18 protein-coding genes are annotated in these 16,071 nt (G+C 49.4%); all 18 read left to right on the top strand.

Annotation, left to right across the window (positions count from 1 at the left end):
• The first annotated feature begins 183 nt into the window (after positions 1 to 183).
• The 18 genes from I2I11_RS00565 (at position 184) to I2I11_RS00480 (ending at position 15,962) form a co-directional block, all read left to right on the top strand.
• Positions 184 to 1,368, top strand: coding sequence for a porin (locus I2I11_RS00565; protein WP_196265721.1), 1,185 nt, complete (start codon positions 184 to 186; stop codon positions 1,366 to 1,368).
• A gap of 182 nt (positions 1,369 to 1,550) precedes the next feature.
• Positions 1,551 to 2,561 carry a PstS family phosphate ABC transporter substrate-binding protein gene (locus I2I11_RS00560; protein WP_196265720.1) on the top strand — a complete coding sequence of 337 codons (1,011 nt, stop codon included), beginning with the start codon at positions 1,551 to 1,553 and terminating at the stop codon, positions 2,559 to 2,561.
• 154 nt (positions 2,562 to 2,715) lie between these two features.
• Complete coding sequence (gene pstC / locus I2I11_RS00555; protein ID WP_196265719.1) at positions 2,716 to 3,591, top strand: phosphate ABC transporter permease subunit PstC; 876 nt, start codon at positions 2,716 to 2,718, stop codon at positions 3,589 to 3,591.
• Complete coding sequence (gene pstA / locus I2I11_RS00550; RefSeq protein WP_196265718.1) at positions 3,584 to 4,441, top strand: phosphate ABC transporter permease PstA; 858 nt, start codon at positions 3,584 to 3,586, stop codon at positions 4,439 to 4,441. Before pstC ends, pstA begins: the two co-directional genes overlap by 8 nt.
• An 8-nt stretch (positions 4,442 to 4,449) precedes the next feature.
• Positions 4,450 to 5,214, top strand: a complete 765-nt coding sequence (pstB, locus tag I2I11_RS00545) for a phosphate ABC transporter ATP-binding protein PstB (RefSeq protein ID WP_196265717.1) — start codon at positions 4,450 to 4,452, stop codon at positions 5,212 to 5,214.
• A gap of 260 nt (positions 5,215 to 5,474) precedes the next feature.
• Positions 5,475 to 6,152 (top strand): phosphate signaling complex protein PhoU, encoded by a 678-nt coding sequence (phoU, locus tag I2I11_RS00540; protein WP_196265716.1) that lies wholly within the window; start codon positions 5,475 to 5,477, stop codon positions 6,150 to 6,152.
• A 375-nt stretch (positions 6,153 to 6,527) separates the two neighbouring features.
• A complete protein-coding gene (locus I2I11_RS00535) occupies positions 6,528 to 7,175 on the top strand; it encodes a heme exporter protein CcmB (RefSeq protein WP_370582912.1) in 648 nt (215 codons plus the stop codon).
• A gap of 229 nt (positions 7,176 to 7,404) precedes the next feature.
• On the top strand, positions 7,405 to 8,070 hold the full coding sequence (gene ccsA, locus I2I11_RS00530) for a cytochrome c biogenesis protein CcsA (protein WP_196265714.1): 666 nt from the start codon (positions 7,405 to 7,407) through the stop codon (positions 8,068 to 8,070).
• Complete coding sequence (locus I2I11_RS00525; RefSeq protein ID WP_370582894.1) at positions 8,057 to 8,323, top strand: CcmD family protein; 267 nt, start codon at positions 8,057 to 8,059, stop codon at positions 8,321 to 8,323. Before ccsA (I2I11_RS00530) ends, I2I11_RS00525 begins: the two co-directional genes overlap by 14 nt.
• 108 nt (positions 8,324 to 8,431) lie before the next feature.
• Positions 8,432 to 8,854, top strand: a complete 423-nt coding sequence (locus tag I2I11_RS00520) for a cytochrome c maturation protein CcmE domain-containing protein (RefSeq protein WP_196265713.1) — start codon at positions 8,432 to 8,434, stop codon at positions 8,852 to 8,854.
• Between the two features lie 104 nt (positions 8,855 to 8,958).
• Positions 8,959 to 11,559 carry a cytochrome c biogenesis protein CcsA gene (gene ccsA / locus I2I11_RS00515; protein ID WP_196265712.1) on the top strand — a complete coding sequence of 867 codons (2,601 nt, stop codon included), beginning with the start codon at positions 8,959 to 8,961 and terminating at the stop codon, positions 11,557 to 11,559.
• Between the two features lie 108 nt (positions 11,560 to 11,667).
• The gene (locus I2I11_RS00510; protein WP_255531264.1) at positions 11,668 to 12,198 is read left to right on the top strand and encodes a glycosyltransferase; all 531 of its coding nucleotides are present in this window, start codon (positions 11,668 to 11,670) and stop codon (positions 12,196 to 12,198) included.
• A complete protein-coding gene (locus tag I2I11_RS00505) occupies positions 12,195 to 12,977 on the top strand; it encodes a Rossmann-like and DUF2520 domain-containing protein (protein WP_196265710.1) in 783 nt (260 codons plus the stop codon). Before I2I11_RS00510 ends, I2I11_RS00505 begins: the two co-directional genes overlap by 4 nt.
• 116 nt (positions 12,978 to 13,093) lie before the next feature.
• A complete protein-coding gene (locus I2I11_RS00500) occupies positions 13,094 to 13,423 on the top strand; it encodes a 2Fe-2S iron-sulfur cluster-binding protein (protein ID WP_196265709.1) in 330 nt (109 codons plus the stop codon).
• 98 nt (positions 13,424 to 13,521) lie between these two features.
• Positions 13,522 to 13,764: a Fe-S cluster assembly protein IscX gene (gene iscX / locus I2I11_RS00495; RefSeq protein ID WP_196265708.1), complete on the top strand. Its 243-nt coding sequence runs from the start codon at positions 13,522 to 13,524 to the stop codon at positions 13,762 to 13,764.
• A 419-nt stretch (positions 13,765 to 14,183) separates the two neighbouring features.
• Positions 14,184 to 14,681 (top strand): KdsC family phosphatase, encoded by a 498-nt coding sequence (locus I2I11_RS00490; protein ID WP_196265707.1) that lies wholly within the window; start codon positions 14,184 to 14,186, stop codon positions 14,679 to 14,681.
• 119 nt (positions 14,682 to 14,800) lie between these two features.
• Positions 14,801 to 14,995, top strand: coding sequence for a cold-shock protein (locus tag I2I11_RS00485; RefSeq protein ID WP_196265706.1), 195 nt, complete (start codon positions 14,801 to 14,803; stop codon positions 14,993 to 14,995).
• Between the two features lie 58 nt (positions 14,996 to 15,053).
• On the top strand, positions 15,054 to 15,962 hold the full coding sequence (locus tag I2I11_RS00480; RefSeq protein ID WP_370582911.1) for a geranylgeranylglycerol-phosphate geranylgeranyltransferase: 909 nt from the start codon (positions 15,054 to 15,056) through the stop codon (positions 15,960 to 15,962).
• The last annotated feature ends 109 nt before the right edge of the window (positions 15,963 to 16,071 follow it).

The following is a 16,071-nucleotide window of genomic DNA, read 5'->3' as shown; positions in this document are numbered from 1 at the left end:
GCATGCCCGTACTTTGCAGCGCAACCCGGCACCAACAGCAGTTGCAGCCTGACTAGCTGAACTCTGTTGGATCTGAATGGCTGGCGGGAAGCTTCTGTAGCTGAAACACAAAGGCACTTCCCCTGCATAGAAGTATAAAAGTGTCACGACTTTAACATATTTCTCACCTAAACTAAAAGAATTGTGCAAAAGCAATTAACGAGGGCATGCCTCGTGCTCTTTACCTGCTTAGTGTTTGGCGCTGCCCGGGCGCAAACTGTTAATCACTCCAGGTTTGGCAAAGGCCTGCAGTTTGTGGCAGCCGACTCCTCCTTCAGCCTTAAGTTCAGCACACGGTTTCAGTTGTTGTATGCCAGCAGCAAAGATGAAAACGGCAACGAGTGGGATGATGGCTTTCAGGTGCGCCGGGCCCGCCTGAAGTTCGAAGGCTTTGCCTACAGCCCGCGCCTCACCTATAAAATTCAGCTGGGCCTGAGCAATCGCGACATTGGCGGTGATTTGATAAAGCAGCAGAATTTTGCCAACAATATTGTTCTGGATGCATTTGTTGCCTGGCAGCTAACGCCGGCCTTGTCCCTTTGGGCAGGTCAAACCAAACTTCCGGGCAACAGAGAGGCCCTGCTATCCTCTCAAAAACTGCAGTTCGTAGACCGCAGCCTGCTTAATTCCCGCTTTAACCTGGATCGTGACATGGGCATACAATTGCACCACCAGCATGAAAGCGGTAATGTCATCTTCCGCGAAATTGCTTCTGTTGCGATGGGCGAAGGACGTGATATCACCGCAGAAAATACTGGTGGCCATGATTATACAGCCCGCATTGAAGTGCTGCCCTTCGGTGAGTTTGAAGGCGAAGGCGAGTACGTCGGCGGTGATATTTACCGGGAACCTACGCCGAAGCTGGCGCTTGCTGCCGCTTATGATTACAACGATGGCGCTGTGCGGGAACGTGGGCAGTTGGGCAAATTCCTGAGCGAGCCACGCGATTTACAGACAGTATTTGTGGATGCCATGTTCAAGTACAGCGGGTTTTCAGGTATGGCCGAGTATGCCACCAGTAAAGCAGAGAATGGGCCGGTTGTGAGCCGCAACGATGATGGCAGCGTAAAAGAGGCTTATGTAACGGGCAATGCCTTTAACGTGCAGGCAGGTTACCTGTTTAAAAGCAACTGGGAAATTGCCGGCCGCTACACCAATTACGAGCCTGCCGCTATAACTATGCGCGCTCCGGAAAAACAGTACACGCTCGGCTTATCTAAGTATATTGTAGGGCACAGCTTAAAGGTACAAAGCGATGTAACGATGAGCACCTTTCCGGCAGCAGACGATGATTACCAGGTCCGGCTGCAACTTGAACTGGCTCTGTAAAACTTAACAATAAGATAACAGTGCCCCTGCGGAATTGCGGCTGCACGACACCACCTTTGTACAAAATACAACACTATGGCAGCACCAGGGACACAGCCGCAACAGCTTTTCGTATTTTAAAGTATAAAAGGCAGCCTTTCATTTAAGATCATCATCATAAAAGGAATCCTAATTCTGAACCTATGTTAAACTTCAGGTTAAATTATTCAAAATACAACCTTACCCTTTTGCTCGGCAGCACACTCCTGCTTGGCGCCTGCGGCGACAACCGAAATGGAGAAGGCGGCTCGGATATGTCGGGCAGCATACAGATAGATGGCTCATCTACGGTTTATCCTATTACAGAAGCCGTGGCAGAGGAATACAGGTTGGAGGCGCCGGACGTAAGGGTAACAGTCGGCGTGTCGGGAACGGGCGGCGGTATGCAAAAGTTTACACGCGGCGATATTGACATTGCCGATGCCTCCCGCGCCATGAGCCCGGCTGAAGACAATATGGCCCGGGAAAACGGTATCAGCTATGTACAGCTTCCGGTAGCATACGATGGCCTGACGGTGGTTGTAAATCCGGAGAACGACTGGGTAAAGGATATCACACTGGCCGAACTGAAAAAGATATGGGAGCCCGCCGCGCAGGGTAAAATCAAGAAATGGAACCAGATTAGGCCGGAGTGGCCCGACAAGGAAATTCACCTGTATGGCCCGGGCGTAGAATCCGGTACTTACGATTATTTTACAGAAGCAGTTGTAGGCAAAAGCCACTCCAGCCGCGGCGATTATACCGCCTCTGAAGACGACAACGTATTGGTGCAGGGCGTATCAACCGACCCGCTTGCCCTCGGTTTCTTCGGCTTTGCGTACTACGAGGAAAATATGAACAAACTGAAGCCTGTGCCGGTGGACGACCAGAACGACAGCAACGGCAAAGGTGCCATACTTCCCTCGCAGGAAACAGTAAAAGATGGTTCTTACGCACCGCTGTCGCGCCCGCTGTTTATTTATGTAAACTCCAAAGCGGCGCAACGGCCGGAAGTAGTTGATTTCGTAAACTTTTACCTGGAAAATGCCCCTGCGCTAAGCGAAGAAGTAGGCTACATTCCGCTTCCGGCTGAGAAGTATAAAGAACAGCAGCAGAAGTTTGATGCTTTTGTGAAAAGCGATGAACCTGACAGCACAACAGCCAAACAAGAGTAAAGCAAGCAGCCTGAAGTATAATGTCGTTGCAAGGAAGTGCTTTATACTTCATTTGTCTTTTAGTTAAACAGGGCTTGCAGGCTCATAAAGTAATCACCGCACAAGTATAGCAATCGTATAGGTTTGCTATACTTGTGTTTAAAATAAAACTCTTTTGCGCGTATCAGAAAAAATTATCGAAGGCTTGCTGTGGCTCTCTGCCGTCATTACCATCCTGATTACCATTGGTATTGTATGGGTGTTGTTGTCGGAGTCGGTCAGCTTTTTCCGGGAAGTTTCCATCGTGGAGTTCCTGACGGATAGGCAATGGACACCGCTATTTGCCGTGAAGAAGTTTGGCATTATGCCACTGGTAGCCGGCACCTTCCTGACCACAGCTATTGCTATTGCCGTAGCCCTGCCGATTGGCTTAACCATTGCCATTTACCTGAATGAATACGCACATGCCCGGCTGAAGCAAACCGTAAAACCCCTGCTGGAAATTCTGGCTACCATCCCCACGGTGGTGTATGGTTTCTTCGCCCTCACGGTAGTAACGCCTTTTCTGCAATCATTCATACCTAAACTGGCCGGATTTAATGCACTGTCTGCAGGTATGGTGATGGGCATCATGATTATTCCGATGATTTCGTCGCTGAGCGAAGATGCGATTAGCGCCGTGCCCAAGTCGCTGCGCGAGGCTGCTTATGGCATGGGCTCCACGCGCCTGCAAACTGCCTTTGGCGTAATGGTGCCGGCAGCTTCCTCGGGTATTATGGTATCGGTTATACTGGCTATCTCCAGGGCTGTAGGCGAAACCATGATTGTGGCCATTGCCGCCGGTCAGCAACCGCGCCTTACGCTTAACCCGCTGGTGCCCATCGAAACGATTACGACTTATATTGTGCAGGTAAGCCTGGGCGATGTGCCGCATGGTTCGCTGGAGTATAAAACTATTTTCGCCGCCGGCATCACGCTCTTTATCTTCACATTTGCGCTGAACAACATCAGCTTCTGGATAAAAAAGAAATACCAGGAAAAATATGACTAACTCCGAAAGCAACAGGCTCAAAGACAAAGCCTTTCAGGTGTTTGGCATCTTCTGCACCTTTATCGGGCTGGTGGTGCTGGCCATTTTTCTGTTCAATATCCTGAAAGAAGGCTTAACCCGTATCGACTGGGATTTTATTATGAACCTGCCCTCGCGGCGCGCCCGCCGGACCGGTATCCTTACCGCCTGGGCCGGCACACTCTGGATTCTGGTGCTCACAGCCATTATCGCTTTTCCGCTGGGCGTGGGCGCCGGCATATACCTAGAGGAGTATGCCCGGAAAACCAGGCTGGCCAATTTCCTGGAAATCAATATTGCGAACCTGGCCGGCGTGCCGTCCATTATCTATGGTTTGCTGGGCCTGGAGATTTTTGTGCGCCAGATGCATATGGGTGGCAGTTTGCTGGCCGGGGCCTGTACGTTGTCGCTGCTTATCCTGCCCATTATTATTGTAACAACCCGCGAGGCCATCAAGGCAGTGCCGCGTAGTATCCGCGACGGTTCTTTTGCGCTGGGTGCCTCTAAATGGCAAACCATATGGAACCAGGTGCTGCCTGCTTCTTTCGGAGGTATACTTACAGGTATAATTCTGTCGCTGTCGCGGGCAGTGGGCGAGGCGGCGCCGCTCATTGTGATTGGTGCGCTGGCTTATGTGCCTTTTACCCCGGCCTCGCCGCTGGATGAATTTACGGTGTTGCCTATACAGATTTTTAACTGGACCTCCCGTCCGCAGGCAGGCTTTCAGACCAACGCGGCAGCGGCCATTATTGTCTTGTTATTGATTACGTTTCTGCTGAACGGCCTTGCCGTATACCTGCGCAACAGGCAGCAGAAAAAAATAAAGTGGTAAAACTATCCATGAGTAAAAAGAACTACAAGCTGCAGGCCAGAGACCTCAATGCTTACTACGGCAACTTCCACGCGCTCAAAGGCATCAACATTGGCATGGAAGAAAAAGCCGTAACCGCTTTCATCGGCCCGTCGGGCTGTGGCAAATCCACGTTTCTGCGCACCTTTAACCGCATGAACGACTTTATAGATGGCTTCCGCACCGAAGGCGATATCCTGCTGGATGGCAAAGACATCTATGACAAAAACATACGTGTGGATGAACTGCGCAAGGAAGTAGGCATGGTGTTTCAGAAACCCAATCCTTTCCCGAAAAGCATTTTTGAGAACGTGGTGTATGGCCTGAAAATACAGGGCATCAAAAACAAAGCAGTGCTGGAAGAAACAGCCGAAAAATCGCTGCGCCAGGCGGCATTGTGGGAGGAGGTAAAAGATAACCTCAATAAATCGGCGCTTGCCCTCTCCGGCGGCCAGCAGCAGCGTTTGTGTATTGCGCGCGCGCTGGCTATTTCGCCGTCGGTGCTGCTGATGGACGAACCCGCCTCGGCGCTGGACCCTATTTCGTCGGCTAAAATAGAGGAGCTAATCTACGAGCTGAAGCATGAGTATACCATCGTGATTGTGACGCACAACATGCAGCAGGCGGGCCGTGTGAGCGATTATACCGCCTTCTTCTATATCGGGGAGCTGGTAGAATTCTCTAAAACCAGGACACTGTTCACCAGCCCGTCCGATACCCGTACACAAAACTACATTACAGGCCGCTTCGGTTGATGCGTTAAAAGGCAAAAGTATGAGGACATCAGACACAAGACTTTTGAATTATAAGTAATCAGACAAACTTAACTTTATACTTTAAGCACTTCGCTAAGAAGTATAATATTCTAAAATAGAAGATAATCTTGTATCTAACTTCCTGATACTTATGTCCTTTTATTTAACTAAAGTATAATTTGATTGTTGCTTATACTTATAGAAGTATGCATTCCCGTTTACAAGTATAAATCTCATCATCAAAGCCATACAGAAAAAACATGCCGCACATAGATGTAGAAATGAAAGCGCTGCAGGACAAGCTCCTGGAAATGTGGGACCTGGTAGAATATCAGCTTGCCGGCGGCCGCGAAGCTTTGCTCAACCAGGATGTCGTGTTGGCGGAGAAAATAATGAAGCTTGGCCGGAAAGTAAACCGCTACGACATCAAGATCGACCGCCAGTGCGAAAACTTTATTGCCCTTTTTAACCCGCTGGCTGTAGATTTGCGCCAGGTGCTGGCCTCCCTGAAAATAAACAACAACCTGGAGCGCATCGGCGATACGGCCGAAGGTATCAGCCGCATTGTTACCAAACTAAAGGAGCCTATTCCGCAGGAACTGCTGGACGCAACACGTACCAGCGAGATGTATGAAAAAGCCCTGTTTATGTTTTCCAGCACGCGCAAAGTTTTCCTCAGCTCCAATACGGCCGAAGCGCGCCTCATCCTGAAGCAGGACAAGCTCCTGAACAAAATCTACCGCCAGTCCGACAAAGTGCTGGCGAAGTATTTGCGTGAGCATCCTGAGCAGATAGAAGTTGGCCTGCATCTCTACAACCTCATTAAAAAGCTGGAACGCGTTGGCGACCAAACCACCAATATTGCCGAGGAAATCATCTTCTACCGTGATGCCAAAGTGGTGAGGCATCGAGTTAAAAAGAAGAAGAAGGGTAGCTGAAAGGTTAAGCTCATACTTAACCATAATTAAAGTATAAAAGCACGGGCCGGAGCGGTTCGTGCTTTTATACTTTAATTATACTTTGATAATACATGCCTATACATGCCGCAAGTTTTCAACTTGTGGCTTTTCTTGGGGCAAGTTTTCAACTTGCGTTACCCACAATCCTACAGACGCAAGTTGGAAACTTGCTATCATACTTTACCACAAGCTTCTGACTTGTAGCATAAACAAGGTATGAACTGTTTGAAAGCAGCAGTAAACAACCATTTCACAATCAACAATAAGCAGCCCAAAGTTACCTTTGCAGTAAATTGTGCCTTACCTTTGCAGCAAAACAACAGAATAGTGCTGCTAAAAGAAATTTTATACCTGATTCAGAAGGACCTGGTGCTGGAATGGCGGCAGAAGTATGCGTTTAATGGCATGCTGTTATACGTGGGCAGCACTGTGTTTGTATGCTATCTTAGCTTTGGCCTCCGCTCCATCAGCGGGCAGGGCCTAGTGCCAGTCTGGAACGCGGTGCTGTGGATTATACTGCTGTTTACGTCCGTAAACGCTATTGCCAAGAGCTTTATGCAGGAAAACCGTGGCCGGCTCCTATACTTCTATTCCATCGTGAGTCCGCAGGGCGTTATACTGGCCAAGATCATTTACAACACGCTGCTGATGCTGGTGCTGGCGCTCATCTGCTTTGTATTTTATGCGGTAGTGCTGGGCAACCCGGTGCAGGACGTGCCTATGTTTCTGCTCACCATATTGCTGGGTGCCGTTGGCTTTTCCACCTCTCTCACCATGATTTCGGGTATAGCTTCCAAAGCAGCCAACAGCGGCACTTTAATGGCCGTACTTGGCTTTCCGGTGATGGCGCCCATGTTGCTCATGCTCATCAAGCTATCAAAAAACGCATTGGATGGCCTCGACCGGAGCCTCAGTCTCGACGAACTGCTCACGCTGCTTGCTATAAACATGATTGTTGTCACTGTTTCTTATATCTTATTCCCGTACCTTTGGCGTTCATGAAAGGCGCTGGATGTTAGACATTAGACACTAGATTTCACATTCTAAAAGCCAGCGCATGAGGCATAAGCGCTATATTTGAGAAATGTAGCGCTAAATAGAGCAAATTTGATAGAATTTTTGTTTCAATAAAGGCATAGAGAATAGCTGTAATATCAGGAACAGTTAACAAAGGTTAAATTGTAGAAACATGTCTGGTATCTAACGTCTAAAATCTGGCATCTAAAAGAATATGAAAAATTACTGGTGGAAAATACTGGCTGCCTTGTTGCTGGTGTTTACCGTAACAGCGGGCTTGCTGACGGAGGTTCCCCGGCTGGCCATCCTCAACGAAACCATCCGGAACCTGTTTTTCCACGTGCCGATGTGGTTCGGGATGATCATTATCCTGCTGGTATCGGTAGTATACTCCATTAAGTACCTGCGTAACCCTACTATCAAAAACGATGTGATTGCCTACGAATCAGCCAAAGTGGGCATTCTGTTTGGTGTGCTGGGTATTATTACCGGTATGGAGTGGGCCAAATTTACCTGGGGCGAATACTGGAGCAACGATCCGAAGCAAAATGCGGCTGCCATCGGCCTGCTGCTATACTTTGCTTACCTGGTGCTGCGCAGTTCTTTTGCTGAGCAGCAGCAACGCGCCCGCATCAGCGCAGTGTACAACATTTTTGCCTTTTTCGCTTTAATCCCGCTGCTGTTTATCCTGCCGCGCCTCACCGATTCGCTGCACCCCGGCAACGGCGGCAATCCCGGCTTTAACTCCTACGACCTTGATAATCGCCTGCGCCTGGTATTTTACCCTGCCGTTATCGGCTGGACACTGCTGGGCGTCTGGATAGTGAATGTAAAAGCAAGATTAGAATTACTGAAACAACGCCTATATGAAACTGTTTAAAATACTGGCTGTATGGTGCTTTATACTTTGCGCCACAGCAGGCGCCCAAAGTGTACAGGCACAGGCTGCTCCCGGTGCAGCAGATCAAACGAATGTAGAGATGGCCGATACGCTGCGCCAGGATGGCAAAATTTATGTAGTGGTGGCCGTGCTGGTAACTGTTCTGGGAGGTATCCTTATCTACCTGGTTTCGCTGGACCGCAAAGTAAGCAAGCTGGAGAAGCAGCTGAAAGACGATTACGTTAACCGCTGATTGCATTAGTATAACAAGTATAAAAATAACCGCCGCTGTGGATTTTTATTTCACGGATGCGTGTTAGGTTAACAGCACAAGAGCACTTATACGATTACCATAAAAAGGATGAAAAAGTCACACATCTTCGGCATCATCATTATCGGGCTGGCCATCATGATTATCATGTCTACTGCCGGCGACGCCAGTACCTACGTTACCTTCGGCGAAGCCATTGAACGCGCGCACGACGGCGATAACAGCAAAGTGCACGTAGTAGGCCGCCTGAAAAAGGATGCTCAGGGCCACATTGTAAACATGCAGTACGACCCGCTGGTAGACCCGAATTACTTTGCCTTCACGCTGGTAGACACCAACAAAGTAGAGCAGCGCGTGGTTTACTTTAACCCTAAGCCACAGGATTTCGAGCGCTCTGAACAAGTGGTGATTACAGGCAACATGAAGCAGGATGTGTTTGTAGCGGATAAAATCCTGCTCAAGTGCCCGTCCAAATACGTGGAGAAAGACATCAACAAGACTGCAAGCCTGTAATTTAGTTTAGAGTTAGAGGGTTAAGAGTTAAAGAGTTTAAATGAAGCATCTTTAACTTTCCAACTCTTTAACACGCCAACTTTTTAACTCTCTAACTTTTCAAAATGATAAATACGCTGATTGGGGATATTGGCCATGCCAGTGTGATTGTGGCTTTTGTAACAGCCATAGTATCCTCGCTCGCTTACTTTATGGCGGCGCGCGCCAAAGTAGAAATATCCGGCGATACCAGCTGGCGCAACCTGGCGCGTGGCGCATTTTACGTACATGGCGCGGCCGTGCTGATGATTATCTTCAGCCTGTTCAACATTATTTATGCGCACCGCTACGAGTATTATTACGCCTGGAGCCACTCCTCCAACCACCTGCCCATTCACTTCATGATTTCCTGCTTCTGGGAAGGTCAGGAAGGCTCGTTCCTGCTCTGGATTTTCTGGCATGTAATGCTGGGAGTGATGCTGATGAATGTAGGCAAAAAGCGTAAAGAATGGGAAGCGCCTGTGATGGCGATGTTCTCGTTTGTGCAAATCTTCCTGACCTCCATGATCCTAGGTGTGGTGCTGGGCGATGTAAAAATCGGCTCCTCGCCTTTCATTCTGATGCGCGACTTTATGGCCGATGCCCCTGTGTTTCAGATGGACCCGAACTACGTACCTCAGGACGGTACCGGCCTGAACCCGCTGCTGCAGAACTATTGGATGGTGATTCACCCGCCAACCCTGTTTCTGGGCTTTGCTGCTACGCTGGTGCCGTTTGCTTTTGCCATGGCCGGCCTCTGGAAAGGTAAGTTTACAGAATGGATTAAGCCTGCCCTGCCCTGGGCGCACTTTGCCGGCGTAACGTTGGGCGTGGGTGTGGTAATGGGCGCTTACTGGGCCTACGAAACCCTGAACTTTGGCGGCTACTGGAACTGGGACCCCGTAGAGAACGCTGTGTACATTCCGTGGCTGGTGCTGGTAGGCGCTATTCATACCATGGTGGCTTACCGCCGCAGCCGACAGGGCCTGCGCGCCAGCTTTATACTGGTGATTACGACTTTTTTGCTGGTGCTTTATGCTACCTTCCTTACCCGAAGCGGTATTTTAGGAAACGCCTCCGTGCACTCCTTTACAGATCTTGGTTTATCGGGGCAGTTATTTACCTACCTGGCCGCATTTGCGGTGCTGGCCATTGGCTTGCTGGTATACAACTGGAAAAAGATTCCGGCTACAGAAAAAGAACTGACCACCTACAACGGCGAGTTCTGGATATTTATAGGGTCTGCGGTGCTTTGCCTGGCGGCTTTCCAGGTGCTGGCTACCACGTCTATACCTGTCTATAACTCGTTTATGGGCTTTATCGGCATCGACACAAACGCCGCACTGCCCGCCGACCAGATTGCACACTATACCAAATTCCAGCTGTGGGCAGGGTTGGTGGTAGCTCTGCTTTCAGGTATAGCCCAGTTGCTGTGGTGGCGCAAAGTAGACAAAGCCAGCTTTGTGGATGCCATCACCATGCCGGCCATGCTCACGCTGCTGTTCTCCAGCCTTATCATCATCCTGTCCAACAAATTCGATATCCTACCCTTTAAGCTGGATAACTGGGTTTACATTACCCTGCTGATAGCCTCGCTCTTCTCGGTGTTTGCCAACCTGAGCATTATACTTGGATTGATACACAAAAAGGTGGCTTTATCCGGTGGTGCCGTATCGCATATCGGCATTGCTTTGATGCTGATAGGTATACTTTTCTCGTCGGGCTATTCCAAGATCATCTCCCAAAACACTTCCGGCCTGTTATACTCCCGCGAGTTTCCGGATGAGGTAAACCGCGACAACGTGCTCCTGTGGCGCAACACGCCCGTAGACATGGACAAGTATAGTGTAAGTTACCGCGGCAAGTTTTTTGAGGTGGCGGGCGTGCCAGGCTACGTAAACCAGGAGATACTTTTCCGCACGGCTGATCCATATAAAGCCATTGCCCGTGCCGATGTAAAAGCAGGCGACAAAGTATACTATAAAACAGGCGATACGCTGGAGTTGAGCTCCCCGGAAAACACCTACTACGAACTGGAGTATAAGAACCGCGAAAGCGGCAAGGCATTCCTGCTGTACCCACGCGCACAGGTAAACCCGAACATGGGCCTGCTGGCTTCCCCAGCTATCAAAAGCTTTATAGACAGAGACCTGTATACCCACGTATCGTCTATTGCGCCGGAAGAAAAAGAGTGGAGCACCATGAAAGAGTATGATATTGCCATGGGCGACACCATTATCCTGAACGATTACATTGCTGTTTTCCATGGCGTGGAGATGGTGAACAAGGTGCCGGGTGTGGAACTGAAGCAGGGCGATATCGCGGTGCAGGCAGACATGCAGATTCTGGGCGAAACGAAAAATTACCACGTACATCCGCTGCTTATTTTCAAGGATGGCATGGCCGGTTATTACCCCGAGGAAATCGGCGATTTAGGCCTGCGTGTTACGCTCCTGAACATAGACCCCGCTACCGAAAGCTTTAAGATTGGCGTAAACACCACGCAGCGCGAATGGATAATCCTGAAGGCAATGGAAAAACCCTTCGTGAACATACTGTGGATAGGCACTTTAATTATGGCAATCGGCTTTATCATGGCCATTGTGCGCCGCAGCCAGGATGGCCCTAAGACGGCGCCTAAACCAAGCGTAAAGCTTGGCAGCAAACGCAAAGCACAGGCAGTGTAAACTACGCCTAAGTATAAAATCAGGAAGCCCTTGCAGCGCATGCAAGGGCTTTTTTGTTTACCTTAGCCCTGATAAAGCAGCGGCTATGAACGTTTTTGTTACTCCCTCTTGGTATCAGTCAGCCGACTATCTTTTAATTTGTTGCTGCACGCCATTAATAAATTCCGGCAGCGGGCAGGCTCTGTAAAATTCAGGATTGGCGGCTCCGGCCCGCATAGCAAAGCTTATCAACAGTTAGCTAAAACTTTAGATATAGCCAGCGATGTGGAATGGCTCGGAGAGCTGACCAGAGAACAGGCTGTTAAGGAATTTCAGCATTGTCAGGCATTTATACTTCCGAGCTTATACGAATCTATGGGCATCGTATACATAGAAGCACTTGCTTGCGGAAAGCCCATAATTGCCACCAAGTGCGGCGGCCCTGAAAGTATAGTTACACCTTTTAATGGCTTGCTAGTAGAAAAGAACAATCCCGATGCACTTGCAGCGGCCATGCTAAACATGATCAAAAACTATAAAAGTTACGACAGCAACATCATCCGGCAGGACTTTTTAAACAGGTTTTCTTCGAAAGCCGTTTTGCCGCAACTGCTGCAATGCTACCAGGATGTTATAGAGAATCATATTTACAAGCCATGAAAATAGCCTTTATCGGAGCAGGTAATGTTGCCTGGCACCTGTCGCAGGCGCTTGCCGCCGCCGGGCACGAGATAACAGCGGTTTACAGCCGTAGCGCCACCTCGCGCGAAGCCCTGGCCCGGCTGCTTCCGGCAGCAAAGCCAGTTGCTTCTCTTGCCGAACTTGCAGGTATGGCCGCTGATATCATACTTATTGCGGTGCCCGATGCAGTTATTGCTACAGTAGCGCAACAACTGCAGGTACCGCCAGGCACGCTGGTTGCGCATACGTCCGGTTCGCAACCATTGGCTATACTGGAGGATATAAACGGAGCCCGGACTGGTGTTTTTTACCCCTTACAGACCTTTTCAAAGGCCAAAGCCGTCGATTTTAAAGCGGTGCCTCTTTTAATTGAAGCCCGGGACGAGCAGGCATTGCAAAAGCTGGAACAACTGGCGCAAAGTATAAGCGATCAGGTGCAGCGCGTAAGTTCCGAAGCACGTCGGCAACTGCACCTGGCTGCTGTGTTTGCCTGCAATTTCACGAATCACCTGCTGGGCATCAGCCGCGAACTACTGCAGGAAGCAAACCTGCCGCCAGGCCTGCTGCAGCCTCTTATCCACGAAACCATTGCCAAAGCGGCCCTGCACCCGCCATTTGAAGTACAAACCGGCCCTGCTGTGCGCCACGACGAAAACGTAATTGCCGGGCACCTGCACCTACTGGCACAGCACCCGCGCTACAGCGAACTTTACCGGCAGCTGACTGACAGCATACAGGCCACCAAAAACAAAGTATAACCCGAACCGCACAACCATTTGCCGCTTTTGCCGGTTTATCAGCTAAAGGCATATAAATGCCATACTTTGATCCGGCAGGCAGGCTTTGTAACTTGCAGCCTAATTATAGAACACACATGAAAGTTGTAAATATAACCTATAAGTTCGCAGACGGCTCACCAGACCAATCGCATCCGGCGGTAGAAGGGGAATCGGTGCTGGATGTGGCGCTAAACAATGATATTAAATTACAGCATAACTGCGGCGGCGTGTGCGGCTGCAGTACCTGCCATGTATACATTGAGGCCGGCATGGGCGACCTGCCGGAAATTTCTGACAAAGAAGAAGACTATATTGATCGCGCCGTAGACCCGCGCATTAACTCGCGCCTGGCCTGCCAATGTGTGGTGCAGGGCAACGAAGATGTGGTTGTTACTATTCCGGGGCAGGATTTTCTGGGGCATTAGTCTAAATTGTTGAATGGTTAGATTGTTGGGCTTCTCATGCAGATTACCTCAGGCGTTTTAAAACCATTCAGCCTTATAACCATTAAACTATTTAAATAATGAATAAAAGCTACGAGCCACCTATGACCTGGAGCGACCACGAGGACATCGCCATGGCACTCTACGAAAAATTCGGCGACGACTTCTCCGAATCTAAAATTTACCGCATCCGCTTTACCGAACTGCTGGACTGGATATTGTCGCTGCCCAACTTTGAAGGCACGCGCGAGCAGGCCAACGAAGGACACCTGGAGCAGATACAATCGGCCTGGGTATATGAGTGGCGCGACAATCAGGACTAAATTCCAACTCCGCTGCAAGTATGTTGTCACTTAACTAAATGCCTTTAAAGGTTCTTTCCGGTAAAGAACCTTTTTTGTTTTTGCGCATACAGACGGGCTTTCCAGCTAAGGTGATTTATTAACGTTACGAAGGGCGTGGAAGTCGTAGTGCAGGAAAGTCCCTCTTTGAAGGAGAGAAGGGGGATGAGAAGCGGCCGGAAGATGCAAACTGCGCTGCTTTTATTAAGCAGTTTCCGATGTTTATACTTATGGATGATTATCAGCACATGTAATCATCCCCACCGCCTTCAGAGGAGGACAAAAAAGAAGCTTGCTTAAACCAGACCCAAGTATAGAGACAAGCGTGTCTAACATCCTGATACTTGTGTCCTTTTTACTTACTTTCGTCTCTTGTCAAACAATTCTTTAGCTTTTCGCCTATGTCGATCACACAGACAGATTTATCACAGATCAATACGTTTATTTTTGATGTAGACGGTGTGCTGACCGATGGCCTGCTCTACTGCTTTGCCGATGGCGAGCAGGTGCGGGCCTTCAACATCAAAGACGGCTTTGCCATCAAACATGCTATCCGGCAAGGCTATCGCGTCGCCATCATCTCCGGCAAAAATGAGCCGGGTGTGCGCAAACGCCTGGAGCAGCTTGGTATTGAAGACATTTTCCTGGGTTCGGAAGACAAAGTGGATACGCTGGAGGACTATTTATACATGCAGGGCATCCATCCGGCTACCGCAGCTTACATGGGCGACGACATGCCCGACATGGAAGTGATGCAGCGTTGCGGGTTCAGGGCCTGCCCGGCCGATGCCGCCGACGATATTAAAACTATCAGTATGTTTGTATCAGCCAAAGATGGCGGCAGAGGCGCCGTGCGGGAACTGCTGGAACTGGTAATGAAAGCACAGGATACCTGGTAAGCCAGCACTATCATACTTTTCTGCAATTCAATATAAAATTTCTTTTAATTGCTATTGCGTATGCAGTTTATAATTTTTACCTTACCGGAGGATTTTATTACCATTAATTATTCATCTTTATGAAACAGGGAAAAGTAAAGTTTTTTATTGAGTCTAAAGGGTTTGGCTTCATCACGGAAGACGAAACAAACGAAGACTTCTTTGTGCATGTAACCGGCCTGAACGGCGTAGAAATTCAGCAGCATGACCGTGTGGAGTTCGACACACAGGAAGGTAAAAAAGGAATTAACGCTGTAAACGTGAAAAGAATCTGATAACAGTTTACACTATCCGTTACAGAAAAAGCTCCTGTTTGCCGCAGGAGCTTTTTTTATACCTTGTGCTTTCGCCGCACAGCCATACCTTTACACTTCGCATACCACACTTTCTATTTACGTGAAAGCTTACCTGAGCCTTATCCGTTTTCCTAACCTGGTGCTGATTGTGCTGAGCCAGGCGCTGGTGCAGGCCTGCCTGCTCGTGGCGGGCGTAAACTGGGGCATGGTTGCCAGGCCGGGCTTTGCCGCACTTACCCTTTCTACAGTGCTAATCGCAGCGGCCGGCTACATCATCAACGATTATTACGACGTTAAAATCGATGCCATCAACAAGCCCGAACGCATGCTGGTGGGCAAAGCCATCCGCCGCCGCCGCGCTATGTTTGCACACCTGGTGCTTTCCACCGCCGGCGTAGTCATCGGCCTGGCTTTAGCTATACCTGTGGGCCTCATAAACATGGGTGCCGTGCTGCTGCTGTGGGGATACTCTGCCCGTCTGAAAAAAATGCTGCTGGTTGGCAATGTCGTCATTGCGCTGCTGTCTGCCTCTATGCTGCTGGTGGTGGCTGTTTATGATGATGCCCTGAACAAAATAACGCTGGGGTATGCCCTTTTTGCTTTCCTGATATCCTTAATCAGAGAAATTATCAAGGACATGGAAGATATGAAAGGCGATGCTTCTTTCGACTGCCGCACGCTGCCGATTGTGGCGGGTATCCGCAATACCAAGCTGGTACTGTATCCGCTGGTGGCACTATTCCTGGCCTTCCTGCTGGTGGTGGTTTTTCACCGGCGCACTGCCCTGCTGTTTGATTCCTACATGCTGCTGCTGGTGCTGCTGCCCAGCATCTGGCTGGTCATCAAACTGGCCCGCTCCGACCGCCGCCGCGACTTCGCCTACCTCAGCAACCTGAACAAATTTATTATGCTGACAGGGATTTTGTCGATGTTGCTGGTAGGTTAACCAAGGTAATCTGCAAGTGCCGGGCACAGGCAAAATAAAAGTCACAGGCAGCATTTCAGGATTTTAAAGCCTGTTTATACTTCAAAACCCGTATATTTAACAGCTACCA

It is taken from the genome of Pontibacter rufus, assembly GCF_015694705.1.
Taxonomy (GTDB): Bacteria; Bacteroidota; Bacteroidia; order Cytophagales; family Hymenobacteraceae; genus Pontibacter; species Pontibacter rufus.
The sequence above is the reverse complement of the archived record's forward strand: the minus strand, read 5'-3'. Positions and strand labels throughout refer to the sequence as shown.

Excerpts from the sequence above, each read along its gene's own strand:
- I2I11_RS00485 (WP_196265706.1), top strand. The coding sequence starts at position 14,801 with ATGAAACAGGGAAAAGTAAAGTTTTTTATTGAGTCTAAAGGGTTTGGC.
- ccsA (WP_196265714.1), top strand. The coding sequence starts at position 7,405 with ATGAAAAATTACTGGTGGAAAATACTGGCTGCCTTGTTGCTGGTGTTT.
- I2I11_RS00525 (WP_370582894.1), top strand. The coding sequence starts at position 8,057 with ATGAAACTGTTTAAAATACTGGCTGTATGGTGCTTTATACTTTGCGCC.
- pstB (WP_196265717.1), top strand. The coding sequence starts at position 4,450 with ATGAGTAAAAAGAACTACAAGCTGCAGGCCAGAGACCTCAATGCTTAC.
- I2I11_RS00500 (WP_196265709.1), top strand. The coding sequence starts at position 13,094 with ATGAAAGTTGTAAATATAACCTATAAGTTCGCAGACGGCTCACCAGAC.
- iscX (WP_196265708.1), top strand. The coding sequence starts at position 13,522 with ATGAATAAAAGCTACGAGCCACCTATGACCTGGAGCGACCACGAGGAC.
- phoU (WP_196265716.1), top strand. The coding sequence starts at position 5,475 with ATGCCGCACATAGATGTAGAAATGAAAGCGCTGCAGGACAAGCTCCTG.
- ccsA (WP_196265712.1), top strand. The coding sequence starts at position 8,959 with ATGATAAATACGCTGATTGGGGATATTGGCCATGCCAGTGTGATTGTG.
- I2I11_RS00490 (WP_196265707.1), top strand. The coding sequence starts at position 14,184 with ATGTCGATCACACAGACAGATTTATCACAGATCAATACGTTTATTTTT.
- pstA (WP_196265718.1), top strand. The coding sequence starts at position 3,584 with ATGACTAACTCCGAAAGCAACAGGCTCAAAGACAAAGCCTTTCAGGTG.
- I2I11_RS00560 (WP_196265720.1), top strand. The coding sequence starts at position 1,551 with ATGTTAAACTTCAGGTTAAATTATTCAAAATACAACCTTACCCTTTTG.
- I2I11_RS00520 (WP_196265713.1), top strand. The coding sequence starts at position 8,432 with ATGAAAAAGTCACACATCTTCGGCATCATCATTATCGGGCTGGCCATC.
- I2I11_RS00505 (WP_196265710.1), top strand. The coding sequence starts at position 12,195 with ATGAAAATAGCCTTTATCGGAGCAGGTAATGTTGCCTGGCACCTGTCG.